The organism is Kitasatospora sp. NPDC090308 (genome assembly GCF_044769485.1).
Classification (GTDB): Bacteria; Actinomycetota; Actinomycetes; order Streptomycetales; family Streptomycetaceae; genus Kitasatospora; species Kitasatospora fiedleri.
The window spans coordinates 57,645-83,039 of sequence record NZ_JBIVXY010000018.1 but is presented as its reverse complement, the minus strand read 5'-3'; the positions used below and the strand labels follow the sequence as shown (position 1 = coordinate 83,039).

Annotated in this window: 22 protein-coding genes; 16 read left to right on the top strand and 6 right to left on the bottom strand. The window is 75.1% G+C overall.

Annotated elements, in window-relative coordinates:
* Window positions 1–52 precede the first annotated feature (52 nt).
* Window positions 53–1,072 carry a Gfo/Idh/MocA family protein gene (locus tag ACIQVD_RS30100; protein WP_402292311.1) on the top strand — a complete coding sequence of 340 codons (1,020 nt, stop codon included), beginning with the start codon at window positions 53–55 and terminating at the stop codon, window positions 1,070–1,072.
* A 47-nt stretch (window positions 1,073–1,119) separates the two neighbouring features.
* Here the strand turns inward: ACIQVD_RS30100 and ACIQVD_RS30095 are convergent, their stop codons facing one another.
* A complete protein-coding gene (locus ACIQVD_RS30095) occupies window positions 1,120–1,701 on the bottom strand; it encodes a TIGR00730 family Rossman fold protein (protein ID WP_400690911.1) in 582 nt (193 codons plus the stop codon).
* A gap of 382 nt (window positions 1,702–2,083) precedes the next feature.
* On the opposite strand from ACIQVD_RS30095, the gene ACIQVD_RS30090 reads away from it, so the two are divergent.
* On the top strand, window positions 2,084–3,118 hold the full coding sequence (locus ACIQVD_RS30090) for a hypothetical protein (protein ID WP_400690914.1): 1,035 nt from the start codon (window positions 2,084–2,086) through the stop codon (window positions 3,116–3,118).
* A 211-nt stretch (window positions 3,119–3,329) separates the two neighbouring features.
* Window positions 3,330–4,685 (top strand): condensation domain-containing protein, encoded by a 1,356-nt coding sequence (locus tag ACIQVD_RS30085; protein WP_402292310.1) that lies wholly within the window; start codon window positions 3,330–3,332, stop codon window positions 4,683–4,685.
* Window positions 4,686–4,749: 64 nt separating this feature from the next.
* On the opposite strand, the gene aspS is transcribed toward ACIQVD_RS30085, so the two are convergent.
* Window positions 4,750–6,072, bottom strand: coding sequence for an aspartate--tRNA(Asn) ligase (gene aspS, locus ACIQVD_RS30080; protein WP_400690920.1), 1,323 nt, complete (start codon window positions 6,070–6,072; stop codon window positions 4,750–4,752).
* Between the two features lie 374 nt (window positions 6,073–6,446).
* Between aspS and ACIQVD_RS30075 the strand changes: the two genes are divergently transcribed.
* The 6 genes from ACIQVD_RS30075 to ACIQVD_RS30050 all read left to right on the top strand — a co-directional run bounded on the left by ACIQVD_RS30075 (window position 6,447) and on the right by ACIQVD_RS30050 (window position 11,647).
* Entirely contained in the window at window positions 6,447–6,794 is a 348-nt protein-coding gene (locus ACIQVD_RS30075; protein ID WP_400690923.1) for a PRC-barrel domain-containing protein, read from the top strand.
* A 228-nt stretch (window positions 6,795–7,022) separates the two neighbouring features.
* The gene (locus tag ACIQVD_RS30070) at window positions 7,023–7,817 is read left to right on the top strand and encodes a ferritin-like domain-containing protein (RefSeq protein ID WP_400690925.1); all 795 of its coding nucleotides are present in this window, start codon (window positions 7,023–7,025) and stop codon (window positions 7,815–7,817) included.
* The gene (locus ACIQVD_RS30065; RefSeq protein ID WP_400690927.1) at window positions 7,814–8,638 is read left to right on the top strand and encodes a ferritin-like domain-containing protein; all 825 of its coding nucleotides are present in this window, start codon (window positions 7,814–7,816) and stop codon (window positions 8,636–8,638) included. The genes ACIQVD_RS30070 and ACIQVD_RS30065 overlap by 4 nt, the downstream gene beginning before the upstream one ends.
* An 83-nt stretch (window positions 8,639–8,721) precedes the next feature.
* Window positions 8,722–9,180 (top strand): cupredoxin domain-containing protein, encoded by a 459-nt coding sequence (locus tag ACIQVD_RS30060; RefSeq protein ID WP_402292309.1) that lies wholly within the window; start codon window positions 8,722–8,724, stop codon window positions 9,178–9,180.
* A gap of 235 nt (window positions 9,181–9,415) precedes the next feature.
* Window positions 9,416–11,257, top strand: coding sequence for a nickel/cobalt transporter (locus ACIQVD_RS30055; protein WP_402292308.1), 1,842 nt, complete (start codon window positions 9,416–9,418; stop codon window positions 11,255–11,257).
* 30 nt (window positions 11,258–11,287) lie between these two features.
* Window positions 11,288–11,647 (top strand): hypothetical protein, encoded by a 360-nt coding sequence (locus ACIQVD_RS30050; RefSeq protein WP_402292307.1) that lies wholly within the window; start codon window positions 11,288–11,290, stop codon window positions 11,645–11,647.
* A 20-nt stretch (window positions 11,648–11,667) separates the two neighbouring features.
* Here ACIQVD_RS30050 and ACIQVD_RS30045 read toward each other — a convergent pair whose 3' ends face one another.
* From ACIQVD_RS30045 to ACIQVD_RS30030, 4 genes are all read right to left on the bottom strand, one after another.
* Window positions 11,668–12,987 (bottom strand): tetratricopeptide repeat protein, encoded by a 1,320-nt coding sequence (locus ACIQVD_RS30045; protein ID WP_400690936.1) that lies wholly within the window; start codon window positions 12,985–12,987, stop codon window positions 11,668–11,670.
* Window positions 12,984–13,835 (bottom strand): class F sortase, encoded by an 852-nt coding sequence (locus ACIQVD_RS30040; RefSeq protein ID WP_402292306.1) that lies wholly within the window; start codon window positions 13,833–13,835, stop codon window positions 12,984–12,986. Before ACIQVD_RS30040 ends, ACIQVD_RS30045 begins: the two co-directional genes overlap by 4 nt.
* Window positions 13,836–14,620: 785 nt before the next feature.
* A complete protein-coding gene (locus tag ACIQVD_RS30035; protein ID WP_402292305.1) occupies window positions 14,621–16,288 on the bottom strand; it encodes a DUF4331 domain-containing protein in 1,668 nt (555 codons plus the stop codon).
* Between the two features lie 250 nt (window positions 16,289–16,538).
* The gene (locus tag ACIQVD_RS30030) at window positions 16,539–17,411 is read right to left on the bottom strand and encodes a response regulator transcription factor (protein WP_402292304.1); all 873 of its coding nucleotides are present in this window, start codon (window positions 17,409–17,411) and stop codon (window positions 16,539–16,541) included.
* Window positions 17,412–17,917: 506 nt separating this feature from the next.
* Between ACIQVD_RS30030 and ACIQVD_RS30025 the strand changes: the two genes are divergently transcribed.
* The 7 genes from ACIQVD_RS30025 to ACIQVD_RS29995 all read left to right on the top strand — a co-directional run bounded on the left by ACIQVD_RS30025 (window position 17,918) and on the right by ACIQVD_RS29995 (window position 25,063).
* Window positions 17,918–19,498: a nitroreductase family protein gene (locus ACIQVD_RS30025; RefSeq protein WP_402292303.1), complete on the top strand. Its 1,581-nt coding sequence runs from the start codon at window positions 17,918–17,920 to the stop codon at window positions 19,496–19,498.
* 81 nt (window positions 19,499–19,579) lie between these two features.
* Entirely contained in the window at window positions 19,580–20,758 is a 1,179-nt protein-coding gene (locus ACIQVD_RS30020; RefSeq protein WP_402292302.1) for an acyl-CoA dehydrogenase family protein, read from the top strand.
* Complete coding sequence (locus ACIQVD_RS30015) at window positions 20,751–22,241, top strand: class I adenylate-forming enzyme family protein (protein ID WP_402292301.1); 1,491 nt, start codon at window positions 20,751–20,753, stop codon at window positions 22,239–22,241. Before ACIQVD_RS30020 ends, ACIQVD_RS30015 begins: the two co-directional genes overlap by 8 nt.
* Window positions 22,238–22,528 (top strand): hypothetical protein, encoded by a 291-nt coding sequence (locus tag ACIQVD_RS30010; protein ID WP_100839927.1) that lies wholly within the window; start codon window positions 22,238–22,240, stop codon window positions 22,526–22,528. Before ACIQVD_RS30015 ends, ACIQVD_RS30010 begins: the two co-directional genes overlap by 4 nt.
* Window positions 22,525–23,538, top strand: coding sequence for a hypothetical protein (locus ACIQVD_RS30005; RefSeq protein WP_402292300.1), 1,014 nt, complete (start codon window positions 22,525–22,527; stop codon window positions 23,536–23,538). Before ACIQVD_RS30010 ends, ACIQVD_RS30005 begins: the two co-directional genes overlap by 4 nt.
* A complete protein-coding gene (locus ACIQVD_RS30000; protein WP_402292299.1) occupies window positions 23,535–24,371 on the top strand; it encodes a 4-hydroxy-tetrahydrodipicolinate reductase in 837 nt (278 codons plus the stop codon). Before ACIQVD_RS30005 ends, ACIQVD_RS30000 begins: the two co-directional genes overlap by 4 nt.
* A gap of 5 nt (window positions 24,372–24,376) precedes the next feature.
* Window positions 24,377–25,063: a 4'-phosphopantetheinyl transferase family protein gene (locus ACIQVD_RS29995; RefSeq protein ID WP_400690959.1), complete on the top strand. Its 687-nt coding sequence runs from the start codon at window positions 24,377–24,379 to the stop codon at window positions 25,061–25,063.
* The last annotated feature ends 332 nt before the right edge of the window (window positions 25,064–25,395 follow it).

The window sequence follows — 25,395 nt, the reverse complement described above, 5'->3', positions numbered from 1 at the left end:
CCCGGCCCGCGGGCCGGGGCGGGACCACAGGAGCGGAGAGCGGAGAACGCTGATGACCGACTACAGACACGCGCTCATCGGGTGCGGCCGGGTCGCGGCCAACCACGTGGACGGCTTCGGCCGGGTCCCCGGGTGGGTCCTCGCCACGGCCTGCGACCGGGAGCCCCACGTCAAGGAGTTCGCCCGCGAGCACGGGATCGCGACCGCCGCGCAGGACGTCGAGGAGGTGTTCGCGGACCCCGGGATCACCAGCGTCTCGATCGCGGTGGACCACGTGCAGCACGGGCCCCTGGCGGAGCGGGCGCTGGTGGCGGGCAAGCACGTCCTGGTGGAGAAGCCGCTCTGCCTGGACCCGGCGCAGGCCCGGCAGCTGGTCGCGCTGGCCGCCGAGCGGGGCCTGGTGCTCTCCACGGTCGCCCAGCACCGCTACGACCCGGTGGTGCGGGCGGTGCGGCAGTGGGTGGGCCGGGGGCTGCTCGGCCGGCTGGTCTTCGCCTCCGCGACCCTACAGGCCCGGCGGGAGCCCGACTACTACACCGGGAGCTACTGGCGCGGGACCCGGCGGGGCGAGGGCGGCTCGGCCCTGATCAACCAGGGCTACCACTGCCTGGACGCGGTGCGCTGGATCTGCGGCGACCTCACCACGACGGCCGCCGTCCGCACCGCCAGGGCGCTGGGCGGCGTCATCGAGACCGAGGACACCCTCAGCGGCCTGCTGTCCGCCTCGGGCGTGCCGGTCACGCTCAACGTGACGGTGGCGAGCAGCGTGGAGTGGCGCACCCGGATCGAGATCGTCGGCGAGCTGGGCTCGGTGGTCTTCGACCTCGACCACCCGGGGCGGCTGCGGCGCTGGGACGGGTCGGCGGAGCTGGTCCGCCTCGCGGAGCGGGAGAGCAGCCGTGGCCTGGCGGAGGAGCCGCCCGGGACGTCCTACTACGGCACCTCGCACCGCCGGCAGATCGCCGACTTCTGCCGCAGCGTCGCCGACGGGGGCCCGATGCTCTCCTCCCCGGCCGATTCGGTGGGAACGCTGGAGACCATTCTCTCGCTCTACGCGCTGTCGTCCCGGTGAACGGACCGGAAAGCGCGGACGGCACCGGGCCGGCGGGCCGCCGGACCCTACCGGGAGAGGAATTCCGCCGGAGCCGGCATCAGTGCGTCGAGGCATTCCTCGGCGGTTCTCCCGGAGCGGATGAATCCCCGTTCCTCCGCGCCGAGGAATCCCTCCTCGACCATCCGGTCGAGGAGGGTGATCAATGGGTCGAAGAATCCCGCGACATTGGCCAGGGCGACCGGCCGCCAGTGGAATCCCAATTGGTTCCAGGTGGAAACCTCCATGAGTTCGTCCATCGTTCCGTAGCCGCCGGGGAGGACGACGAAGGCGTCCGCCATTTCGTACATCAGCGCTTTCCGGGTGTGCATTCCCTCGACGACCAGGACCTCGCCCCGGGCGTCGTCGAGGCGCTCGCGCTCGTGCAGGGCGTCCGGGATCACGCCGAACACCTCGGCGCCGGCCTCGTGGGCGGCCCGCGAGACGGCGCCCATCAGGCCCACGCCACCGGCCCCGTAGACCAGGCTCCCGCCCCGGCGGGCGATCGCCGCACCCAGGTCACGGGCGGTCCGGAGGTACTCCGGCCGGCTGCCCGAACGGGAGCCGCAGAAGACGCCTATCCGGCTGGGCGCGGCCGGGGGAATTGTCACGGTGGATTCCTTCGCGGAGGGGGATCCGGTCCGGTCGGCGGGCTGAACGGTATTCATCCGACTCATCCCCAGCCCAGGTCGTCCCCGGAAATCCGGACGGACGCGTCAACGGCGGTGGTGCGCGGAGCGTGCGGACCCTGGAGCGTGATCACGGCGCTCAGCACGGCACCTGCCGTGAGAGCGGCGCCGATGATCTGTCCCAGGCGGCGTGCGAAAGAGTTCATCGTGATCTCCAGTCATCCGAGGAGCGGCCGAATCGGCGGCCCGTGGGCTACCTTGCTACATGCCGGGTACGAGCCGAATGGACGGGGGCGCTCGGCATACTGCATTGCGCGTATCCGAGGGGATGACCAAAGTGGCAGATTCGGAGTTTCAGGACGACTTGGACACGATCGCCCTGAGCGAGGGTGCGCTCCGGGTCTACCTCCACGCCCTCGACCTCCCCGCTCCGCTGCGCTGCGACCGGGCCGGCGACGAGATCGGGATCGGCCCGGCGGAGTTCGACCTCGCGGTCGAACAGCTCCGGGCGCTGAAGCTGGTGAGCGCGCAACTGCTGTCCGAGGGCTTCATCGCCCCGGTCGCCCCCGACAGCGCCCGGGTCCAGCTGCTCTCGCCGCTGGTCCGGGAGCTGGAGCAGAAGCAGCGCACGGTGGACGCGGCCCGGGCGGTCTACGCCCGGCTGTCCGTCGAGTACCACCGCTCCACCACCCGCAGCGCCCGGGACGAGACGGTCACCGTGGTGCGCGAACTGCCGGACGTGCGGCGGCTGATCACCGAGCTGTCGGCCGGCTGCACCCGCGAGGTGCTGACCGCCCAGCCGGGCGGCGGCCGCACCGAGGAGGTGCTGCGCGAGTCCCTGCAGCGCACCGAGAGCCTGCTGAACCGGGGGGTGCGGATGCGCACCCTCTACCAGCACACGGCCCGCTACAGCCCGCCGACCGCCGCCTACGTCGCCCACGTCACCGCGCACGGCGCGGAGGTGCGGACGCTGGGGGACGGCTTCATGCGGATGCTCCTGTTCGACCAGGAGGTCGCCCTGATCGAGCTGAACGAGACGCCGGCCGGGGCGGTGCTGGTCCGCGAGCCCAGCATCGTGCACTTCATGTACGAGTCCTTCGAGCGGGCCTGGAGCCAGGCGACCGAGTTCGACGCGGACAACCACCCGGCGTCCGTGCGGCAGACCACCGACAACACCAAGGCGACGATCATCAGGCTGCTGGTCGACGGGGTCGAGGACAAGGTGGTGGCGCGGCGGCTGGGCATGTCGCTGCGGACCTGCCAGCGCCACGTGTCGGAGATCCTGCGCGACGTCGGGGCCAGGAACCGGCTCCAGGCCGGCTACCTGATTCACCGTTACGGCCTCGACCGGACGGACGCCCTTCCCGGGGAAACGGAAGGCGCCGGAGCGGAAGAGTAGGTGAACCGGAAATGTCGGCCCCCCGCTCGCCGGGTGCCGCCGCCCGCGATTCCCCCGGGGGCCGTGCCCGCATCATGACCGACTCGTCGTCAATTTTCATTGCGGTGAAATTTTCTTGCAGTAAAAACCTGGCTTCTGTACGTCAACAGTCGATTCCTGGCCGTGTCCTGCCGCGGCGCGGGTCGAACCAGCGGAAAAGGGGAGAACCCGCGTGAACGACGACCGACAGCTCCACGTCGACCTGCCGACCGCGCCGGACCGCGCCGGCGCACTCACCTGGGGGCAACTGGCCATCTGGGAGGTGCTCCACTGGCTCCCCCCGGGCGACACCACACTGACCCTCTCCACCGTGCTGCCGCTGCCCGCCGGGACGACACCGGAGCGGCTCACCGCGGCCCTGACCGTCCTCGTGGCGCGCCACGACGCGCTCCGGACGGTGTTCGAGGAGTCGGGCGGCGAGCCCCGGCAGACCGTGGTCGGCGGCGGCCGGATCGCGGTCGACGTCCACGACGCCCCCGAGGGCGCCGCGGCCGAGACCGCCGGGAAGCTCCACCGCGAACTGCGCGGCCTCCCCTTCGACCTGGCCCGCGACCTGCCGCTCCGGGCCGTCCTGGTCACCGAGCGGGACACGCCCGCCGCGCTGGTCCTCGCCATCAGCCACATGTCCGTGGACGCCTGGAGCTTCCGCATCGTCCGGGAGGACCTGGAGACGCTGCTGGCCGGCGCGGAACTCCCCGCCCGGGGGCCGCAGCCGCTGGACCGCCTCGACTACGAGCGGTCCGACCTGGGGCGGCGGCGCGAGGAGCGGGCCCTGGCGCACTGGGCCGAACAGATCCGCGAGACCCCCGCCCCCATGCTCGCCGAACTCCCCCCGCCCTCCGCCCCGCACCTGCGCTGGGGCCGGATCGAGTCCCCCGCGCTCGCCGCGGCGGTCCGGCTGCTGACCGGCCGGGCCGGGGTCACCGGCCCGGTGGCGGTGCTGGGCGGGGTCACCCGACTGCTGGCCCGGTACACCGGACAGGACCAGGCCACCGTCCGGCTGATCGTGGCGACCAGGTTCAACGCCCGGAACCGGCGCTTCGTGGGCGCCTTCAACCAGAACGCCCTGCTCCGGGTCCCGTCCGTCGCCGACCCCTTCGACGACCACCTGCGCCGGACCTCGCTCGCGGCCCTGACCGCGTACCAGAACTGCGAGTACGACCCGCGGACGGTCGAGCGGATCGTCCGCGAGACCGCCGCCGAACGCGGGGTGGCCGCGGGCGGCTACTGCTTCTTCAACGACATCAGCGTCGAACCCGCCAGGCGCCCCGGCACCGAGCCCCGGGCCGCGGACGCCCCGGACCCGCGCCCGCTGCGCGCCGAGACCGTGCTCTCCGTGCCCGACATGGACCAGGTGCCGATGGGGGCGACGTTCTTCCTCTTCCTGGAGCACATCGGCGAACGCGCCGTCCTGCAACTGTGCGCCGACGAGCGCTTCCTCGCCCCCCGCTCCGCGACCGAGTTCCTCGGCGACCTGGAGGACGTGCTGGTGTCGGCCGCCGTCGCCCCGTCCGCCGCCGCGGGCTGACCCCGCGCCGCCGCGGGGTGCGGCCGACCGACCCGTCCGGTCGGCCGCGCCCCGCGGCCGGGTGTCACGGAGTGAGCCGGTTGGGGCCGCGGAAGAGGAACACGGCGTCGCGGATCGACTCCAGCCCGAGCATCACCATCAGCACCCGGCCCAGCCCCAGGCCCAGCCCCCCGTGCGGCGGGCAGCCGTAGCGGAAGCAGTTCAGGTAGTCCTGGATCGGCTCGGCCCCCACGCCCTTCTCGGCGGCCTGCTTCAGCAGCACGTCGTACCGGTGCTCGCGCTGCGCCCCGGTGGTGATCTCCAGCCCCTTCCACAGCAGGTCGAAGCTGAGCGTCACCTCCGGCTGCTCGGGGGAGCGCATGTGGTAGAACGGGCGGATTCCGGCCGGGTAGTGGGTGACGAACACGAACTCGTGGCCGCTCCGCTCCCTGACGTGCGCGGCGAGCGCCCGCTCGCCCTCGGGGTCCAGGTCCTCCTTGAGCCCCTCCGGGTCCCAGCCCCCGGCCCGCAGCAGCCGCTGGGCCTCGGCCATCGTGATCCGGGGGAACGGCAGCTCCGGGACGACCACCTCCCGCCCGAAGTGCTCGCGGATCGCCGGCCCGTGGACCCGCGCCACCGCGGCCACGGCGTGGGCGAGCATCCGCTCCTCGAACGCCATCACGTCCTCGACGCCGTCGATCCAGGCCAGTTCGACGTCGACCCCGGTGAACTCGGTGGCGTGCCGGGAGGTGAACGACGGCTCCGCCCGGAACACCGGGCCGACCTCGAAGACCCGGTCGATCCCGGCCGCGATCGCCATCTGCTTGTAGAACTGCGGCGACTGGGCGAGGTAGGCGCTGCGGTCGAAGTAGCCCAGCTTGAAGACCTCGGCCCCGGACTCGGAGGCGGTGCCCATCAGTTTCGGCGTGTGCATCTCGGTGCAGCCCTCGCCGTGCGCGAACTCGCGCATCGCCTGCTCGACCGTGGTCTGCACCGCGAACAGCAGGTGGGCGGCGGGCCGGCGGCGCACGTCCAGGAAGCGCCAGTCGAGCCGGTGCTCCGGCCCCGAGCGCTCGTCGATCGGCAGCAGCGGTTCGGCCCGGTTGAGGAGCTCGACGGCGTCCGGGACGATCTCCACCCCGCCCAGCTTGACGACGGGGTTGGCCACGACGCGGCCGGTGACCCGGACGGCGGACTCGACGGTGAGGTCCTCGATCGCCCGCTCCGTCCCGTCCCCGGGGCCGCCGCGCCGGTGGGTCACCTGGGCCGTGCCGGTGTGGTCGCGGACCAGGACGAACTGCATCGCGCGTTGCAACCGCAGGGTGTTGACCCAGCCGGAGACGGAGACGGTCCGCCCCACGTGCTCGTGCAGGTCGGCCACCGGGACGCGGGGGGTGTGGTGGATCATCGCAGTCCTCCATGGACTTCGGCTGACCCCTTGGAAGTGCGGGCGAGAAGGGCGACTCGCGGTGCCACCGCACTTTCGCCGCGACCGGAGCCGCGGCCTCATTCGGGCCCGGTGACGGGGGCTGGCCGGCGGGGCATTTCCTCCCCGCGCTCAGGAGTGTCTTCACCGCACAGTGCGAGACCGCCTTCCCAGCTGCCGGCGGTTCTCTCTGCTCGCACGGTCCTGCGGCTACTCGTCTCCCTCGTCGCGTTACCCACGAGGGTAGGGGAACTGACGAGGCGGCTGCAACGGTGTTCCCGGCCCGGCGGCATGTTCGCCGGAGACCGGGGCAGGCGGCTCCCCGTAAGCGCAACGAAGCGTACGAGGAGGCAGCGATGACCGAGGGTATGTGGGACTACGCGGGCGCCGAGGGCTACACCACGGGTTCCGACCTGACGGGGTACCGGGTCGAGGCGACGGACGGCCACATCGGCAAGGTCGACAAGCACACCGTGGACGTCGGCGCGGGCTACCTCGTGGTCGACACCGGCCCGTGGATCTTCGGCCGCGAGGTGCTGCTCCCGGCGGGCACCGTCACCCGGGTCGACGACCAGGAGAAGACGGTCTGGGTGAACCGCTCCAAGGACGAGGTGAAGAACTCGCCGGAGTACGACCGGGAGGCGCACGCCGACGACCCGGCCTACCGCCACCAGGTCGGCGGCTACTACGGCGGCACCGTCTGACCTGCCGGACCCGTCCCGCCGGGGCCCCGCGTCTTCGGACGCGGGGCCCCGGCGCGTGCGCGGGCGGCGCCGTGACGGGGGAGGGGGAGGACTCCGCCGGTCAAACCCCCCGCGTTCACTCGTGGGGGTGAACAGTCGATCGGGGGGCCAAGCCGCGCCCGGTCCGGTGCCGAAGGAGTCGCGAGCGGGGCGCGGAGTTGGCCGGGCCCCGGACCGAGACGAGGCATGATGGCCACAGAGCACATCGACTCCCGGCTGCTCGCGGAACTCACCGAGCAGTCGGAGGACTTGAACAGCGACGCGCAGCGGATCACCCGCGCCGCACTGACCGGGTTCGAGCAGGTGACCGAACCGCGTCGGCGCTGGTGGCAGCGGAGCGGGGTGCTGGCCGGCGCGGCGGGCGCCGCCGCGCTGTGGGGCACCTCGCGGGCGCTGGCCGCCTCGGCCTCGGCGAGCGCGGACGACGTGATGGCGTTGCAGACCGCGGCGTCGATCGAGAACCTCGCGGTGAGCGTCTACCAGACCGCGGCGGCCCTGCCGTTCATCAAGGACGGCAACAAGACGGTGGCCGCGTTCATCACCAAGACCACCGCCCAGCACCAGGCCCACGCCCAGGCGTTCAACTCCGCCGCCACCCAGGCCGGCGGCAAGGCCCAGAACCAGCCCGACCCGAAGTACAAGGCCGTGGTCGACCAGGCGCTGCCCACCATCAAGGGCCCCGCGGACGTGGTGAAGCTGGCCATCACCCTGGAGGACGTGGCCGCGCAGACCTACACCAAGAACGTCTCCCAGGTCTCCTCGCCCGAACTGCGCAAGCTCTTCGCCTCGGTGGCCCCGGTCGAGGCGCAGCACCGCGCGGTGCTGCTGGCCGTGCAGGCCCTGCTGGCGGGCAACGCCGCCGACCTGATCGCCATCCCCGTCGACCCGGCCAAGCTGCCCGCCGCCGCGGGCAGCGTCGGCATCCCCGACACCTTCTACAAGACCGAGAACGCTTCGCCGATCACCGAGGGGGCCGTCAAGTGAGCACCGACTGGGAACTGCCGATCAGCGAACAGCAGTTGGCGCGCCTGACCCGGGACATGGAGGAGGCGCACCGGGAGACCCTGCCCGCGATGCGGGCCGGCGCCCTCGACCTGGCCGCCGAGCTGCGCACCCGCCCCGCCCCCCGGACGACCGCCCCGCAGGAGCCCGGCCGCCGCCGCTTCCTGCTGGGCGTGGGCGGAGCCGCCGCCGCGCTGACCCTGGCCGCCTGCTCCAGCGGCAAGTCCGCCACCTCGCCCGCCCCGAACGCCTCCTCGACGCCCGCCTCCGGTGCCGCGTCCGGCTCGGCGTCCGGCCAGTACACCGGCGACCTCAAGGTCGTCGCGCTGGCCACCGCGCTGGAGAACCAGGCCGTGGGCGCCTACCAAGCCGCCCTGGACGCCGCCAAGGCCGGCAAGCTCGGCACCGTCCCGCCCGCCGTGGCCACCTTCATCACCACCGCCATGGGCCAGCACGCCGACCACGCCAAGGCGTGGAACGCCGTGCTGACCGGCGCGGGCAAGCCCGCGATCACCGACGTGCCGCTCTCCAACCAGCCCGCCACCCTGGACGCGCTCGGCAAGGCCGCCACCGTCGGCGACGTCGCCCAACTCGCCCTCCAACTCGAGAACCAGGCCGCGCAGACCTACCTCTTCGCGACCTACAACGTCACCAGCCCCGGCGGCATCGCCACCGCCGCCACCATCGCCCCCGTCGAGGCCATGCACGCCGCGATCCTCCACTACGTCCTGGGCCAGTACCCCGTCCCCGACGACTTCCTCCCCGTCGACAAGGCCGCCAACCCCGCCCTGCTCACCGTCTGAACGGGTTCCCGCGCGTCGGACCCGGTGCCCGCACCGGGTCCGGCACGCTGGAAACTCCGCCCGCGTCAAGGGAAGGCCCTTCCGTGACCCGCACCACCGGACGGCCGTCGGCCGCCCTCGCCCTCGCCGTCGCCCTCGCCGCCGTCCTGGCCGCCGCCGGGTGCTCCAGCAGCGCCCCCACCCCGTCGTCGACGTCCGGCAGCCCGAGCGCCGCGGCCTCGAACGGCACGGGCGCGCCCTCCGGCAGCACCGGCGCTTCCAGCAGCACCGGCAGTCCCAGCAGCACCTCGGCGACCACCGTGTCGATCAAGGACTTCAAGTTCAGCCCCGACACACTCACCGTCGCCCCCGGCGCCACGGTCACCGTCACCAACCAGGACTCCACCACCCACACCCTGACCTCGGCCGGCCAGAAGGCCTTCGACACCGGCAGCATTGCCCCCGGCGCCACCGCGACCTTCACCGCCCCGGACACCCCCGGCCCCTACCCCTACCTCTGCACCATCCACCAGTTCATGACCGGCACCCTCACCGTCAAGTAGCCCCGACCGCGACCCGCGGCGCCCGCCGCCCCCGACGGGAGGGCGGGCCCGGCACCGGGCCCGCTCCCGCGGTTGCCCCGTGCGGGTGATCCCCCGGCAGGTCGCGGCGGTACCGGTCCCCGGCGGGGCGAACGGGCACCAAGGTGGTTCCGGGGTGTCTCGCCCCGATCCCCTCTTCCCCGCCGGGCCGGGCCCGTCGGCCGTGGACCGCCCGGCCGTCTCCCTGGAGGCCCGCGTGGAGGCAGCGCGATTCCTTGCCAGAACAGGTGCCGCCGCGGCGGCCACCCTGTGCCTGCTGGCGGTCGGCGCACCCGCCGCCGACGCCCACCCGCTGGGCAACTTCTCCCTCAACCACTACCTCGGCCTCACCGTCCGGCCCGACACCGTCGAGGCCCTCGCCGTCACCGACGCCGCCGAGATCCCCACCCTCCAGGAGCAGCCGAAGGTCGACCGCGACGGCGACGGCACCGCCGACGACGCCGAACGCGCGGCCTGGGCGGACGCACAGTGCGGCCTGACGGTCCAGCACCTCCGGGTGACGGCCGGTCCGGACGCGACGCCGCTGACCTGGCGGACCGACTCGGCGCGGTTCCGCTACGAGGACGGCTCGGCCGGCCTGCGCACCAGCCGGCTCGAATGCGTGCTCCACGCCGACCTGCGGCTGTCCGCCGCCGGGAGCGAGATCCGGGTGACCGCCGGGAACGACCCGGGCCGGGTGGGCTGGAACGAGATCACCGCGCGCGGCGACGGCGTGACGCTGGACGGCTCCGACGTCCCGGCCGAGTCGGTCTCCAAGGAACTGCGGGACTACCCGAGGGACCTGCTGGACAGCCCCAGCGGCGTCACCCACGCCCGGTTCCTGGCCCGGCCCGGCGGCGCCGCCGCACCCGCGGGGACGGCGGCCGTCCGGGCGGACGGCTCCGGGCCGACCGCCTGGCTGGCCGGCCTGAACACCCGCCTCGCCGGGATCGGCGCCGCCGAGCGGCTGACCGTCCCCCTGGGCCTGCTCGCGGTCCTGCTCTCCATCGTGCTCGGCGCCGGGCACGCCCTGCTGCCCGGGCACGGCAAGACGGTGATGGCGGCCTACCTGGCCGGCCGGCGCGGGCGCACCCGCGACGCCGTCACCGTCGGCGCGACCGTCACGGTGACCCACACCGCCGGGGTCATCGTCATCGGCCTGGGCCTGACCACGTTCTCCTCGCTGGCCGGTGACGTGCTGCTGGGCTGGCTGGGCGTGCTCAGCGGCGCGCTGGTCGTCCTGGTGGGCGCCGGCCTGCTGCGCGACGCCGTCCGCCGCTCCCGCCAGGCCCGCACGCACGGCCGCCTCCCGCACCCCCAACCGGGCGCCGACGACGCCGAGGCCAGGGAGGCCAGGGAACTCGCCCACGCCGCCGCCCACGCCGCGGGCACCCCGCACGACCACGACCCGCACCCGGAACCGGACGGCCACCACCCGCACGCCGAGACCCACCACGGCCACGCGCACACGGCGGTCGCCGAGCACGACCACGGCCACGACCACGGCCACGCGCACACGGCGGTCGTCGAGCACGACCACGGCCACGACCACGAGCACCCGCACAGCCACGATCACGACCACGACCACCCGCACGATCACGGCCATGACCACAGCCATGACCACGACCACGACCACGGTCATGACCACGGCGGAAACCTGACGCACGGTCACCACGGCCACCGCCACGGCCTGTTCGGCGGCCACCACCGGCACGACCCCGCCGCCGCCACGAGCCGGCGCAACCTGATCGGTCTCGGCATCGCCGGCGGCCTGGTCCCCAGCCCGTCCGCGCTGGTGGTGCTGCTCGGCGCGATCGCCCTCGGCCGGACGCTGTTCGGCGCGGCCCTGGTGGTCGCGTACGGCGTGGGCATGGCCGCCACCCTCACCGCCGTCGGCCTGCTCCTGGTCCGGGTCGGCGACCGGCTGGCCGCGGTGCGGAGCGGGCCGGTCGCCGGGCGCCTCCACCGGCTCGCCCCGTACAGCGGGCTGCTCACCGCGCTGCTGATCCTGACCGTCGGGCTGGGACTGGTCGTCCGCAGCCTGCCCTCGACCCTCTGAACCACCCGTACCCGCCGGAGGAAGACCCCCGTGGACCGCAGCCGTACCCGCCCCACCCGCCCGTTCCTGCTCCTCGCCGTCGCCGCCGCAGCCGCCGCGCTGCTCACCGGCTGCGGCGGCGGGGAGCAGGACGGGAGCTTCGACGCCCAGCCCGGCACGCCGTCGCCGAGCTGCCTCCCGCACCAGAGCCGGGAACCGGGCACCAGGTACACCGGCGGTGAGAAGTCCGATCCGACGGCCGTGCTGGAGATGATGCGGTTCTACACCGCCAACGGGACCAAGGCGTACTGCGACGGCAAGCCGCCGACGGCCGTCGACCGCCGGTGGACGGATCTGTACACCGGTCTGGGCGGCGACGCGGGACACGTGGCGGCGCCGCCGCCGAAGTGACGGCCCCGCCGGCCCGCGGCTCAGCTCCCGGGCGGGAGTTCGGCCAGGGCGGCGCGGGCGGCGGGGGCGTGCAGCGGGTGGAAGGCGGGGTCGGTGGCCAGCGCCGTCCCGAACTCGGTGCGCGCCTCGTCGTTCCGGCCGAGCGCGCGCAGGATCACGGCGCGGTGGTAGTGGAAGAGTGCGTTGCGGGTGCCGAGCGCGAGCGCCTCGTCGGACTCCCGCAGGGCCTCCGCGTCGCGGCCGACGGCGTGCAGGGCCCAGGCGTAGGCGTCGTGGGTGTCCAGGAACGGGCGGGTGCGCAGGCCCTGTTCGGCGATCGCGACGGCGGTGGCCGGGTCGCCGTGGTCGGCCTCGAACAGGGCGGCGTCGGCGTCGAGCGCCACGCCGTTGTCGGTGAACAGCTTCCACTCGGCGCGCAGCACCCGGTACTGCTCCTCGGCCTCCGCGGTGCGGCCCAACGACTGGAGCAGCTCGCCGAGTTCGAGGACGTACTCGGGCTGCGGCACCTGGGCGGTCGCCCGCCGGAGGTCGGCGACGGCCTCGTCGCTGCGACCGAGCGCGGCCTCGGCCCGGCCCCTGGCCTCCAGCAGCGAGGCGGTGCCGGGTGCGGCGCGCAGGCCCGTCTCGGCCTGGGCGAGGGCACCGGCCGGGTCGCCGCTGCCGAGCGCCAGCAGGCTGAGGTGGTAGAGCGCGAAGGCCCGGTCGGCGGCGGTGTTGGCGTCGTCGAGGGCGCGTTTCATCAGCGCGGTGGCCGCGGCGGTGTCGCCGCGCAGCTCCCAGGTGTAGGAGGCGCGGGCGAGGGAGGGGGTGCCGGGCTTGAGGTCGACCATGCGCTGCGCGGCGTCGAACGACTCGGGGTAGCGGCCGAGTTGGGTGCAGGCGTCGGCGAGCGTCCCGTAGAGGGTGGAGTTGTCGGGGTTGATCGCGATCGCCCGCTGCGACCAGTCGAGGGCCGCGGTGAAGTCGTGGCGGGCGCCGGTGAGGGCGGCCATGCCGGCCATCGCGGTGAAGTTGCCGTCGGGGTCGGTGCTCAGCGAGCGGGTGAGGACGTCCTCCGCCTTCGGGTAGTACGACGGATCGGCGGTGATCTTGGCCTGCTGGACGTACGCCAGGCCCAGGGAGGCCATCGCGAGGGCGTCGTCGGGCGTGCTCCGCAGGTGCTCCTGCAACCCGCGGATGTCCCCGGCCAGACCGGTGTCGGCGGTGTCCTGGCCCGGGGGCCGCTCCGGGGCCGGGGCACCGCCGCGCTGCGGGGCGAGGCCGAGGCCGCCGGCCAGGAACAGGCCCACGCCGAGGGCGGTGGCGACGGCGGCGGGCAGCAGACGGCGGCGTCGGTTCACTGCGGTACTCCGGGGTGCTGGGCGGGCGGGGGCGTGGCGCCGGTCGGGGCGGCGGAGGCGGCGGCCTGCGCCGGGACGGCGAAGACCACCAGGTTGGCGGGGTAGGTGTGCTGTCCGTGGTCGTAGACGCCGTCGCAGGTGATCAGGCGCAGGCTCGGTCCGGGGGTGTCGCCGAAGACCTGCTCGGCGGGGAACCCCTGCTTGTCGTAGCTGCGCAGGGCCTGGACGGTGAACGCGGTGCTCGTCCCGTCCGCCGCCAGGACGTCGATGCCGTCGCCCGGACGCAGCACGGACAGGCCCGCGAACACCGCCGGGCCGGTGAGGGAGTCGACGTGGCCGACGATCACCGCGGTGCCGGGGCCGCCCGGGGCGGGACCCTGGCTCCACCAGCCCGCGACGTCCGGGTCCGCGGGCGCGGCGAGGTGCCCGTCCTCCTGCACCTGGAGGTCGCTGAGCCCGGTGTCGACACCGATCCGGGGAATGCGCAGCCGGACGGGCGGAGCGACCGGCGCGCGGCCGGCCTCCGACGCGGTCGGTGCGGTCGGTGCGGTCGGCGCGGCGACGGGCGCCGCGCCGTGCACGGTGGCGGGCAACTCGCCGACATCGACGCCCTGCGCGACGGCGGGCACCGCCGGACGGTCGACGACAGCCGCCACACCGAGCCCGGCCAACGCCAGCCCCGCCGCCACCGCACCCGCCCCCACCACCCGCCACGGCCCGAACGCCCGGACGGCGGCACCGGCCCGGCCGACGACCGTCTTGCCGCGCTCCTCACCCGGACCGGCGGGTGGGCGGGTCTCCTGCGCGCGGGTCAGGGCGTCGTGGACGGCGGCCCGGGCTCGCGCCACGGCCGCACCGGCCCGCCCGGTGATCGTCTTGCTGCGCTCCTCACCCGGACCGGCGGGTGGGCGGGCTTCTTCCGCGCGGGTCAGGGCGTTGCGGCTGGCAGTACTGTCCTGCGTCGCGGCGGCACGGGCCCGGTGGGTGGCCGTCCCGCCCTGCTTCTTCCCATCCGGGTCAGCGGGCGGGCGGGCTTCCTCCGTGCGGGTCAGGGCGTCGGGGCTGGCAGCACTGTCCCGCGTCGCGGCCGCACGGGCCCGGTGGGTGGCCGTCTTGCCGCGCTCCTCACCCGGGTCGGCGGGTGGGCGGGTCTTCTGCGCGCGGGTCAGGGCGTCGCGGGAGGCGGCCCCGGCTCGCTTCGCGGCGGCACGGGCCCGGTGGGTTGCCGTCCCGCCCTGCTTCCCATCCGGGCCGGCGGGTGGGCGGGCTTCCTGCGTGCGGGTCAGGGCGTCGGGGCTGGCAGTACTGTCCTGCGTCGCGGCGGTATCGGCCCGGTGGGTGGCCGTCTTGCCGCGCTCCTCACCCGGGCCGGCGGGTGGGCGGGCTTCCTCCGTGCGGGTCAGGGCGTCGGGGCTGGCAGCACTGTCCTGCGTCACGGCCGCACCGGTCCGGTCGGTGGCCGTCCCGCCCTGCTCCTCACCCGGGCCGACCGGCGGGCAGCCCTCCCGTGTGCGGGTCAGGGCGTCGCGGACGGCCGCTGCGGCGGCGCCGGCCCGGGTGAGGGCGGCCTGGGCCCGCACGACGGCCGGCCGGCCGCTCGCGGGGAGCGGCCGGCCGGCCCGTTCGGGCGGTGTCACGAGCGGGCGGAGCGGCGGCGCAGCGCCAGCACGCCCGCCGCCGACACCAGCACGCCGCCGGCCATCGCGGCTGCCCCGGCGACCGGGAAGCCGCTGACGGACAGCCCGCCGAAGCCGGCCTCGACGGAGCCGCCCGGGTTGTCGGAGACGGCCTGGTTGACGGCGGCGGTGTTGGGCAGCGCCACGTAGGGGAAGTGGTGGCCGAAGGCGTGGTCGTTGGCGTTCACGCCGTCCCCGGCGGCCAGCGCGGGCACCAGGGTGCCGGTCTGCGCGGCGCCTTCGGCGGCCTGCAGGGTGATGTCGACGACGTCGTCGGCCAGGCGGCGGCCGTTCGGGAAGCCCGCCAGGTCGCCCGCGAGCACGCCGAGCCGGTTGGGGGCGGCGGCCGGGGCGACGCCCATGTTCAGGCGCAGCTCCTCGGAGGGCACGAAGCCGTCCTTCTTGACGTCCTTGTTGAGCAGCTGCGAGTTCAGGTCGGCCTGGACCGGCCCGCACGCCTTGCAGATGCCGGTCAGGAAGATCTCCACCAGGTCGTTGCGCGGCGCCGCCGGGGCGGGGATGCCGTAGATGCTCTGGACGAGCTTGGGCACGATCGGGTCCTTGACCTTGTCGACCACGGGGGTGACGGTGTGGTCCTGGTCCGGGGTCAGCGCGTTGAAGGCGTCCTTGTACTTGATCGGCACGACGACCTCGTTGACGAGCGGGTTGCCCAGCCGGGACACCTGCCGCCAGTCGCCCTCGCCCTTGCCTTCGCCGCCCTTGCCTTCGCCGCCCTTGTCCCCGCCGGACTTGCCTTCGCCGCCCTTGCCCTCGCCGCCCTTGTCCGCGACGACGGCGCCCTTGCGGTCGGTGGTGGACCACACCCCGATCACCGGGTTGCGCTCGGCGTCGCCCTTCAGCGCCAGGCTCGTCTTCGGCACCTGGATGGCGATGGTGTTGACGTTGTAGCCGGTCAGGGTGTCGTGGCCGGACTCCTTGAGGTTCCCGCCGTAGAGCAGGTCGAAGACCCGCAGGTCGAGGAAGAACGGGTCGTCGGCCTGGCCGGCGAAGCTCTGCCCGCCGTCGGGGAGGTCCACGACGGCCTGCTTGCGCAGCGAGCCGTAGTCGGGCATCGACGCCTTGCCGACGTTCGACGGCGCGACGGGGGCGTCCTTGAGCAGGACCTTGCACTTCCCGTCCGGGCCGGTGACCGTGAGGGTGTAGGTCTGGCGGTAGTTCAGGTTCGGGTCGTCCAGCGACTTCACCACGCCGGTGTTGTACAGGAACTGGTTGGCGTCGTCGCGGTAGTGGCTGGCGAACGCCCAGGTGTAGGTGGTGTCGGGCTTGCCGTCGCCGTCGCTGTCGATCTTGATGGTGTAGTGCGCGTCGTCGGCGAACGGATAGAAGTTCGGGCCGCCGTTCGGCTCCTCGAACGGGATCCAGTTCGCCACCAGGGTGACGGTGTCGGGCTTGTCCGGGCTGACGAACGCGTACACGTCCGTGTTGTCGGCCCGCGGGTCGCCCGAGATGAGCGGCGCCTCCCGGTGGCTGGAGGCGTGGCCCACGCCGGGGGCGAGGCCGACGAGGGCGCCGGCGGCGGCGAGGGCCAGCACCCCGAGGCCCGCCATGGGCTTCTCGGAACGGCGGGCGAGGGAGGACAGCTTCGAGGACGGCGGACGCTGCATGATCTGCGCTTTCGTGAGGGGGACCCGGATCGCACCGCGCGGCCCCCGTGGGAAGGGGACCGCGCGTTCCGAACCGCCGGCTCCGGTGGCGGCGGTCGGGGACAGACCTGAGAACCCGTCAGACGGCTGCAGGTGTAAGCCCGACATAAGAGCACCACGGCCCGGGCCCGGCCGCGCTCGTTGCTGCGCCGTCAGGGAGGTGTCGGCCGGACACGGCACCCGATGGGAGCAGTCCCGGCCCTCCGGCGGGTCAGCGGCAGCCGTCGTGCGGGCGCGGCGGGACCAGCCAGCCGCGGGCCTGGGCGGCCATGCCCGCGCTGAACCGGCTGGTGGCGCCGAGCTGCTCCAGCAGTTCCCGGACGATGCGGCGCATGGTGCGGGAGGAGACGCCGATCTCCCGGGCGATGGCCTCGTCCTTGTAGCCGAGCTGCATCAGGCGCAGCACCTGGTACTGGCGGGCGGTGGGGCCGGTGCGGGTGGGCGGGGCGAGTTCGGCCGGCCGGGCGTCCTGCCAGCAGAACTCGAAGGTCTGCGCGAACAGGCTGACCAGGTCGGGGTTGCGCACCACCGCGACCGCGGGCTCCGCGCAGTCGCCGCCGTCCCCGCCGCCCCCGCCGGTTGGTGCCGGGACGAGGGCGAGGCCGGTGTCGAGCACGGTCAGCCGGTAGGGGAGGGTCGCCGAGGTGCGGATCTGCGCGCCCGCCCGGCGCAGCGCCTTCAGGTGGGCCCGGCCGCGCGGCACCCGGAGCATCGACTCGCTGTGGATGGTCCGGACGGCCACCCCGCGCCCCAGCACCTCCTCGTCCCGGCGACGGGCGGCCAGCAGCAGCGACGCCGGCAGCGGCGTCCCGGGGTGCATGCTGAGGATCCGGCCGGTGGCCGTCGCGACGGTGTCCTCCAGCAGTTGCCGGACCTCGGACTCGCCCCGGAACACCTCCACCCCGTGACCGCTCAGCCGGTCCAGGTGGGCGGGGAGCGCGCCGGTTCGGACCTCTGCCAGCCTGCGGTCCAACTCCTCGACCTTGCAAGCCAGTTCGCCGATGGCCTGGCGGGCCGAGTGGAGGATGCGGCCCATCTGGGCCTCGGGTAGCGACGGCTCGCGCCGGTCGGGCTGAAGCTGCATGAGCGCGCCCCCAGGTCTCTCGACACCCCCGTGCCGACTACGACCGGCGCGCGGTCCCCGGGGGGAGCGCGCACGGTCGGTTGCACCGTGTGCACGAACAGCAACCATGCTGCGTCACGGTCCGCGAGCCGAACAACCCACATCTCAGCCATCGGACAGCGGTGTGCTGTGGCCTGCGTCACAGTGCGGGATGCGGCTGCTTCGTGTCCCGACGGCCGTTCGGGGCCATGGCCGGACTGAGCCATCGGCGTTCGCTGGACAGCCTCGGCGGTCGGCTGGTTGGTTTGCGAGTGGCCGCTGAGTGGTCGGTACCGTCTCACCAGGAGAGACGGATCGTGGACGCACACCGACCGGCGGCGTTCCACCACGGCTGTTCTCCGGCGCGCCGGGCCGCGATCCGGCCGGCCCGCGCCGCCCCGGCCGACGACCCGGAACGCCGATCCGATCCGGGGCCGACCCCGTTCCCCGAGGTGCATCACCACCGATCCGAGAACGCGAGAGGACCTATGGGCGTCGAAGAGTTGACCAATCCGCTGCTGGCCGGGTTCTGGAACGAGACGCGCCTGCGATCGAACCTGGAGGCCGTCTCCCCGGCCGCCGGTCAGCCCGACCCGGGTCTGAGCGTCCAGTGGACGCGGATCGCCGCGGCCCTCGGACTGGGGTACGGCGAACGCTCGGGCGCGGTGATCACCAAGGGCAAGACCCTGATGCGGGCCCGCACCACGCCGTCCGCCGGGGCGCTCTACCCCTTCGAGGTGCTGGTGGCGTTCCAGGACGGCCACGAGTACGCGCTCTACCACTACGACGCGGCCGGTTGCAGCCTGCGCCGACTGGCCGCCGTCGGCCGCCGCGACCTGGCCGACCTGCTGGCCGGCTCCGCCCGGCCCGCCGACCCGCTCGCCGGCGACCCGATCACCACCGGTCCGCTCGCCACCGATCCGCTCGCCGCCGACGGCGCGCACCCCGCCGAACTGCCCGCCGCCGTGGTCGCGGTGGTCGCCCGGCCCTGGCACGCCATGCGCAAGTACGGGCGGCGCGGCTACCTCTACACCCACCTCGACAGCGCCCACGCCGCCACCAACATCGCGCTGGCCGCCGCCGACGCCGGTTTCGCCCCCGCCGTCCGGCTGCGCTTCGACCGCCGCGCCCTGTCCCGGCTCTTCGGCCTGGAGAACCTCTGCCGGGAACCCCAGGCGCTGGTCACCCTGACCGCGCCGACCGGGCCCGCGACCGTCGGGCCCGGCCGCGCCCCGCGGACCAACCCGTTCGCGGTGCCGATCTGGTGGCACGACGGCGGCCGCGGCCTGGAGCAGCCCGACGGGCCCGAACGCGAAGCCTGGGACCTGGTCAGCCCGGTCAGCACCTACCACCAACCCCGGGACCTGGCCCGGCGGTTCGGCACCACCCCGGCGATCCGTCCGGCCGCCGCCGGTACCGCGCCGCTGGTGCTGACCGGCCGGGACGCCGACCCGCTCGCCGACTTCGGCGCGGTCGTGCTCGACCGGCAGTCCGCCAAGGGCTTCCTGGCGAAACCGCTCGACGCCGACGCGCTCGGCCGGGCACTGGCCGCCGTCCGCGGCGGCATCGCCGTCGACTGCGCCGACGGGCCGCTGGCCGGGCTGCGGCTGCTGGTCCGCAACGTCGACGGACTGCCGTCCGGCGCTTACGAGTACGACCCGGACGGGCACCGGCTGCTGCCGGTCGGCGGCGACGGCGGCTCGGAGGAGGCGGTGGTCGCGGCCTGCATGAACCAGGGCGTGGCGGCCGGCTGCGCCGCCCTGGTCGCGCTGCACGCCCCGGTCCGCCAACTGCTCGGCGAACGCGGCCAGCAGGGCCTGGCCGAACTGCACTTCCACGCCGCCAGCGCCGCCCAGCGGCTCTGCCTCGGCGCCGCCGCGCAGCACGTCGGGATCACCTGCCTGGGCGGCTTCGACGCCGGCCGGATCGCCGAACTCGCCCTGCTGGACGACCAGGAGGAGGTCATCTACGTCGTCGCGGTCGGCGTCGCCGACGAGAACGCCGTCAAGTGGGACCGGGCCCCGGTCGCCTACAGCCACGCCCGCGACCCCCGGCAGCAGCCCGGCTGAGCCCGGAACGGACCAGACCCGCGGCCGAGCCGGACACCGGCGCCGAGACCCGATCACAGAGAGCAGCGTGTGGTTTCCATGTTGAGCAACAGCATCCTGTCCGCGCACCTGACGGACGGTCACCGTGAGTTGCGGGCCCGGGCGGCGGACCACTTCACCCCGCAGTGGCTCGACAAGTGGCGCACCGGGCCCGACGGCCGCCTGCGCCGCGAGACCTGGCAGGACCTCGCCGCGAACGGCTTCATGGGCGTCTCGCTGCCCCGCGACCTCGGCGGCCAGGGCCTGGGCCTGCTCGGCGCCCTGGTCCTCGGCGAGGCCATGGCCGGGGCCCGCGACGGCGGCATCGCCCTCGCCATGCACGTGCAGAACGAGATCGCCGGGGACTGGCTGGCCGCCGCCCGCGACCCGGCCCTGCGCGAGCGCTACCTGCCCGCCCTGCTGGCCGGGGACCTGGTCGCCTGCCAGTGCGACACCGACCCGTCCGCCGAACAGCCCACCACGGCCACCATCGACGGCTCCCGGATCGTCCTCGACGGCCGGAAGAAGTTCGTCATCAACGGCGCCACCGCCGACCTGTGCTTCGTCAGCGCCGTGCTCGACGGCGCGCCCGCCATCGTCGCCGTCGAGAAGAGCACCCCCGGCGTGCGGGTCACCGAGGTGTACGACAAGTTCGGCACCCGCAGCGTCGACTCCGCCCAGGTCGAGTTCGACGGCGTCCGGGTGCCCGCCGGGCAGGTCGTCTCGCGCAGCGGGATCAGCCAACTGATGCGCTGGAACCGGGTGATGTCCCGGATGCGGCTGCTGATCGCCGCCGACGCCTACTTCACCCACCGCACCCTGCTCGACCACGTCACCGACCACGTGCGCCGCCGCACCCTCGGCGGCCGGCCGCTCGGCGCCTGGCCGGTCAACGCGCACGCGCTGGCCCGCGCCCGGGCCCACCAGGAGCTGATGGAGGCGGGCATCGCCGACGCCTACCTGCGGGTCACCGCCGGCGGCAGCACCGTCCCCGAGATCGCCGAACTCAAGTGGTTCTGCGTCGAGAAGGCCAACGAACTCGCCACCCTCGCCACCGACCTGGAGGGCGGCGCCGGCTACATGTGGGACAGCCCCTCGCTGCGGGCCCACGCCCAGCTCCGCGGCTTCCGGATGTCCGGCGGCAGCCAGACCACCATGCTGACCATCGCCAACCACAGCATGGCCTGCCGCGCCGAACTCGACCTCGCGCCCGCCGGCCGGGACGGGGCCCGCCGTGGCTGACCCGCGGCGGCTCGGCGCCGCGTTCCTCGCCGCCTGCGCCGGACACGGCCGACGGCGCGCCGTCGTGGCCGGCGGCGACGCGCTCGACTACGCCCGGTTCGGCGCACTCGTCCGCGCCCGCGCCCGCACCCTGGACGCGCTGCTCGGCCCCGACACCGCCGACGTCGGCGTGCACGCCGCCAACAGCGCCGACTACCTGGTCTCCTACTACGCCCTGCTGGTGGCCGGCCGGCTGCCGTTCCTGATCGACGCCACCTTCGGCGCCGCCGAACTCGACGGCATCCGCCGCAGCTGCGGCGTCCCGGCCTTCCTGCACGACGCCGACCGGCCGTTCCCGCTCGGCGGCACGCCGCGGGCGGTGCCCGGCAGCGCGCTGGCGCTGACCGTCCTGCCCGGCGGGCGCGGCGACGCGCCCGCGCCCGGGCCGTCCACCGCCACCTGCCGGTTCACCTCGGGCACCACCGGCGCGCCCAAGTGCCTGGAGTTCACCGCCGACGCCGTCACCGCCGCCGCCCGGACCTGGGCGGCCGGCACCGGACTCGGCCCCGACGACCGGGTGCTCTGCCTGGCCGGCTTCACCAACGGGCTGGCGTTCAACACCTCGCTGCTGCCGGTCTTCACCGTCGGCGCCGAACTCCACCTCTACCAGGGCCTGCCCACCTCCGGCGGCATCACCCGGGCCGTCGCCCGGGCCGCCGCCACCCGGCTGGTCGCCTTCCCGCTCGCCTACCGGCTGCTCGCCGCCGCCCCCCGGCCGGACGCCGCCGCGTTCGCCACCGTCACCCGGGCGGTCTCCGCCGCCGCCGTCCTCGACCCCGAGGTCCGGCGGACCTTCGAGGCCCGGTACGGCGTCCGGATCGCCGACTACTACGGCATCGCCGAGACCGGCCCCTGCACCTACGAACGCGACCCCGAGCACACCGAGGGGCTCGGCACCGCCCTGCCCGGCGTCTCGGTCCGGACCGTGGACCTGCCCACCGGCGAGCGCGAGGTCAGGGTCCGGACCGACTCGATGGCCGCCGGCTACCTCAACGCCCCCGGCGCCCTGGCCGAACGGCTCGACCCCGACGGCTACTACCGCACCGGCGACCTCGGCCGGATCGAGGACGGCCGGCTGTTCGTCACCGGCCGGCTCGGCGGCCCGATCAACCTGGCCGGCCGCAAGATCGACCCCGCCGAGATCGAACGCGCCCTGCTCGACCTCGACGGCGTCACCGACGCCGCCGTCTTCGCCGACACCGACGACAACGGCGAGACGGTGCTGCACGCCGCACTCGCCGGCACCGGCCGGCTCGGCCGGGCCGAGGTCGTCGACGCCTGCCGCGCCCGGCTCGCGCCCTTCAAGGTCCCCGGCCGGGTCACCTTCCTGCCCGCCATCCCGCGCTCCACCGTCGGCAAGGCCCGGACGACCGAACTGCGCCGCCTGGTCCGGGACGCCCGGGCCGCCGACCCCACCCCGCACGGACTGGAGAACCCCGCATGAGCACAGCCCACGAGGCGGCCCGCACCGACACCGACCTGCGCGCCGAGATCGAACTGCTCGTCGAGACCGCCACCGGACGCGTCGTCACCGTCGCCGACCTGCGCGCCGCCGACGGCGAACTCGACCGGGCCGGCGTCAACTCCATCGGCTACATCAACCTGATGGAGGTGCTGGAACAGCGCTACGACGCCGTCATCGACCCCGAGGCCGACCCCGAGCACCTGTACTCCGTCGACTCGATCGCCCGCTTCGTCACCGCCCGGCTCGCCCGCGGAGGCCGCGCGTGACCGCCACCGACCCCCGGGCCGCGCGGGCCGCCCTCGACCGGCTGCTCACCCGCCGCGGCCTCGACCGGTCGGCCGACGCCGACGACGCGGTCCTCCGGAGCCCCGAGCGGGAACTGGAACGGGCCCTCGACCAGGTCTGGGAGCGGCACCCGTTCGCCCTCGCCGCCGCGCTCACCGAGCAGGTGCACGGCGTCCTGCCGCTGCTCGACACCTTCGAGGCCGACGCCCCGCTGCTCGACGGCGTCCGGACCGGACGGGTCACCGCCGCGCTCGGCCTCTACACCCCGAACGCCCTGTTCAGCCTCACCGTCCCCGCCGTCCGGGCCGACCGCGACGGCGACCGGACCACCCTGCACGGCCGCTACCGCTACGCCGCCCGCGACGCCGAGGCGGCCCTGGTCACCGTCCGGCTGGACGGAGCGACCCGGCTCGCGCTCGTCCCGCACGACGCCCCCGGCGTCCGCCCGCACGGCGCCGGACGGTCCGCCGACCACGGCTGGGCCGTCCTCGACGGCGCCGTCCCCGCCGCCCTCTCCCGACCCGTCGACTGGGCCCTCGACGGTGTGCTGACCGCCGCCCTCGACGCCCACGCCTGGGCGTTCGCCCGCCGCGCCCTCGCCCGGCCCGCCCGGGACGTCGCCGACCTGCGCCGGACCCTGGCCCGGGCCGGCGAGGGCGTCGAGGCGCTCTCCACCTCCCAGTACCTGGCCCACGAGCTCAGCAAGCTGGAGATCGAACTCTCGCTGGCCGCGGCCGCCGCCCGGTTCGGCGCCGCCTTCAAGGACGAGGCGCCCGGCGGCACCGCCGCCCTCGCCACCCTGCTGAGCTGCGTCGACCTGCTGCGGCGCACCGCCCGCACCACCGAGGACATGGCCACCGAACTCGGCCTGGCGGACGCGCCCGCCGACCGCGACGACGCCGGCCTCCAGGCCCACTTCGGCGGCCGGCGGGTGGTCGAGAACGAGCTGGCCCGGCGGATGGGCCTGGTCCCGGAGGCGGTCGCCGCATGACCGCACCCGCCGCCCCCACCGCCGCTGCCGCCCCCGCCGTCCCCGCCCCCGTTCCCGTCGTCGTCTGCGGACTGACCGGCCGGATGTCGGGCGTCGTCCGGCAGGGCGTCCTGGCCGCCCCCGACCTCGCCCTCTCCGCCCGCCTCACCCTCCGCGCCCCGGACCATCGGCCGGACCGCGGCCCGGACCGCGGCCCGGACCGCGACCCCGACCCGGGCCCCGACCCGGCCGTGCCCGTGGTGCACCGCCTCGCCGACCTGCCCGACCCGGACCCGGTCGTCGTCGACTTCACCGCCGAGGAGGCCACCGCCGACCTGCTCGACCAGGCCCGCACCGTCCGCTGCGCCCTGGTCATCGGCACCAGCGGCCTCGGCGACCGGCACCGCCGCCTGCTGGCGGAGGTCGGCCGCCGCCGCCCCGTCGTGGTCGCCGCCAACTACAGTCTCGCCCTGCTCGCCGTCACCCGCTTCGTCGCCGACCTCGCCGCCCACGCCGACGACAGCTGGGACGCGGGCGTCAGCGACCTGCACTTCGCCGGCAAGCGCGACCGCCCCAGCAGCACCGCCCGCCACCTCGCCGCCGCCTGGCACACCGCCCGCGGCCCCGGCGCCCCCGCCCCGGACGTCACCTCCTTCCGCCTCGGCGACGCCCTCAGCGAGCACCGCCTGGTCGCGGCCGGCACCGGCGAGCACATCGAGGTCCTGCACCGGATGGCGGACCGCCGCGCCTTCCTGCCCGGCGTGCTGCGCGCGATCCGGTACGCGGCCGCCGCCGGGCCGGGCGTCCGCACCCTGGCCGACGTGGTGCGCGACCCCGCGCCCGCACCGAGGTGAGCGCCGTGCGGCTGCTCTGGGACGAGGTCCGGCCCGGCGCGGCGCGGGACGCCCACCCGCCCGGCGCCCCCACCGGGCCGGACGACCCGCACGGCGGCTTCACCGGCGCCGCCCGGCAGGACCAGCGGTACGCCGCCCGGCACGCCCTGGCCGCCGGCCTGGTCCGGCTCGGCCTGGTCCCCGACCTGCCCGACACCCACCGGCGGATCGGCCTCGCCGGGCCCGCCGCCGTCCGCCGGATCTGCTGGGACGGCGCCGCGCTCCGGCCGCCGCTGCAGTTCTCGATCGCCCACACCGCCGACCAGGTGGTGGTGGCGCTGCGCCGCGCCGACCCGCCCCCCGCGGGCCTGGGCGTCGACGCCGAGACCGCGTGGGACACCGCCGCCCGCAACCTGCACCGGTTCGGCACCCCCGCCGAACTCGACGCCCTGCACCGGGCCTGCGGGCCGGTCGAACCGCTGCACCTGTGGTGCGTCAAGGAGGCCCTGGCGAAAGCCTCCGGCCTGGGCTTCCGCACCCCGCCCAAGCGCTACCGGCTGCACCCCGCCGGCCCGCCCGGCCGACTGACCGTCGAGATCGCCGGCGCCGGCCCCGCCGGCCACCGCCGCCCCGCCCGCATCCGGGCCGGCACCCGCACCGCCACCGGCCGCCCGCCCACCGCCTGGGCCGTCGCCGACCTGCCGACGCACTGAGCCCGCCGGGCCCCGACCACCCGACCGATCGAAGCCGACATGGGAGAAGGAAGACCGTGACCGAGGACGCCCCGCCCACCGGCCTCAGCCGACTGATCGCCGACCGGCCGGAGGCCGTCCCGGCCGTGGCCGACCCGCCGACGCGCTGAGCCCCGGCCGACCGCCCTGCCGACCGGCGGTCCGCCGCCGCGCTGAGCCCCGGCCCGTCGCCGTGCCGCTCACCGGCCCGCCGCCGCGCCGGGCCCCGACCACCCGACCGATCGAAGCCGACATGGGAGAAGGAAGACCGTGACCGAGGACGCCCCGCCCACCGGCCTCAGCCGACTGATCGC

Excerpts from the sequence above, each read along its gene's own strand:
- ACIQVD_RS30100 (WP_402292311.1), top strand. The coding sequence starts at position 53 with ATGACCGACTACAGACACGCGCTCATCGGGTGCGGCCGGGTCGCGGCC.
- aspS (WP_400690920.1), bottom strand. The coding sequence starts at position 6,072 with ATGATCCACCACACCCCCCGCGTCCCGGTGGCCGACCTGCACGAGCAC.
- ACIQVD_RS30075 (WP_400690923.1), top strand. The coding sequence starts at position 6,447 with ATGACCGAGGGTATGTGGGACTACGCGGGCGCCGAGGGCTACACCACG.
- ACIQVD_RS30070 (WP_400690925.1), top strand. The coding sequence starts at position 7,023 with ATGGCCACAGAGCACATCGACTCCCGGCTGCTCGCGGAACTCACCGAG.
- ACIQVD_RS30035 (WP_402292305.1), bottom strand. The coding sequence starts at position 16,288 with ATGCAGCGTCCGCCGTCCTCGAAGCTGTCCTCCCTCGCCCGCCGTTCC.
- ACIQVD_RS30030 (WP_402292304.1), bottom strand. The coding sequence starts at position 17,411 with ATGCAGCTTCAGCCCGACCGGCGCGAGCCGTCGCTACCCGAGGCCCAG.
- ACIQVD_RS30025 (WP_402292303.1), top strand. The coding sequence starts at position 17,918 with ATGGGCGTCGAAGAGTTGACCAATCCGCTGCTGGCCGGGTTCTGGAAC.
- ACIQVD_RS30010 (WP_100839927.1), top strand. The coding sequence starts at position 22,238 with ATGAGCACAGCCCACGAGGCGGCCCGCACCGACACCGACCTGCGCGCC.
- ACIQVD_RS30000 (WP_402292299.1), top strand. The coding sequence starts at position 23,535 with ATGACCGCACCCGCCGCCCCCACCGCCGCTGCCGCCCCCGCCGTCCCC.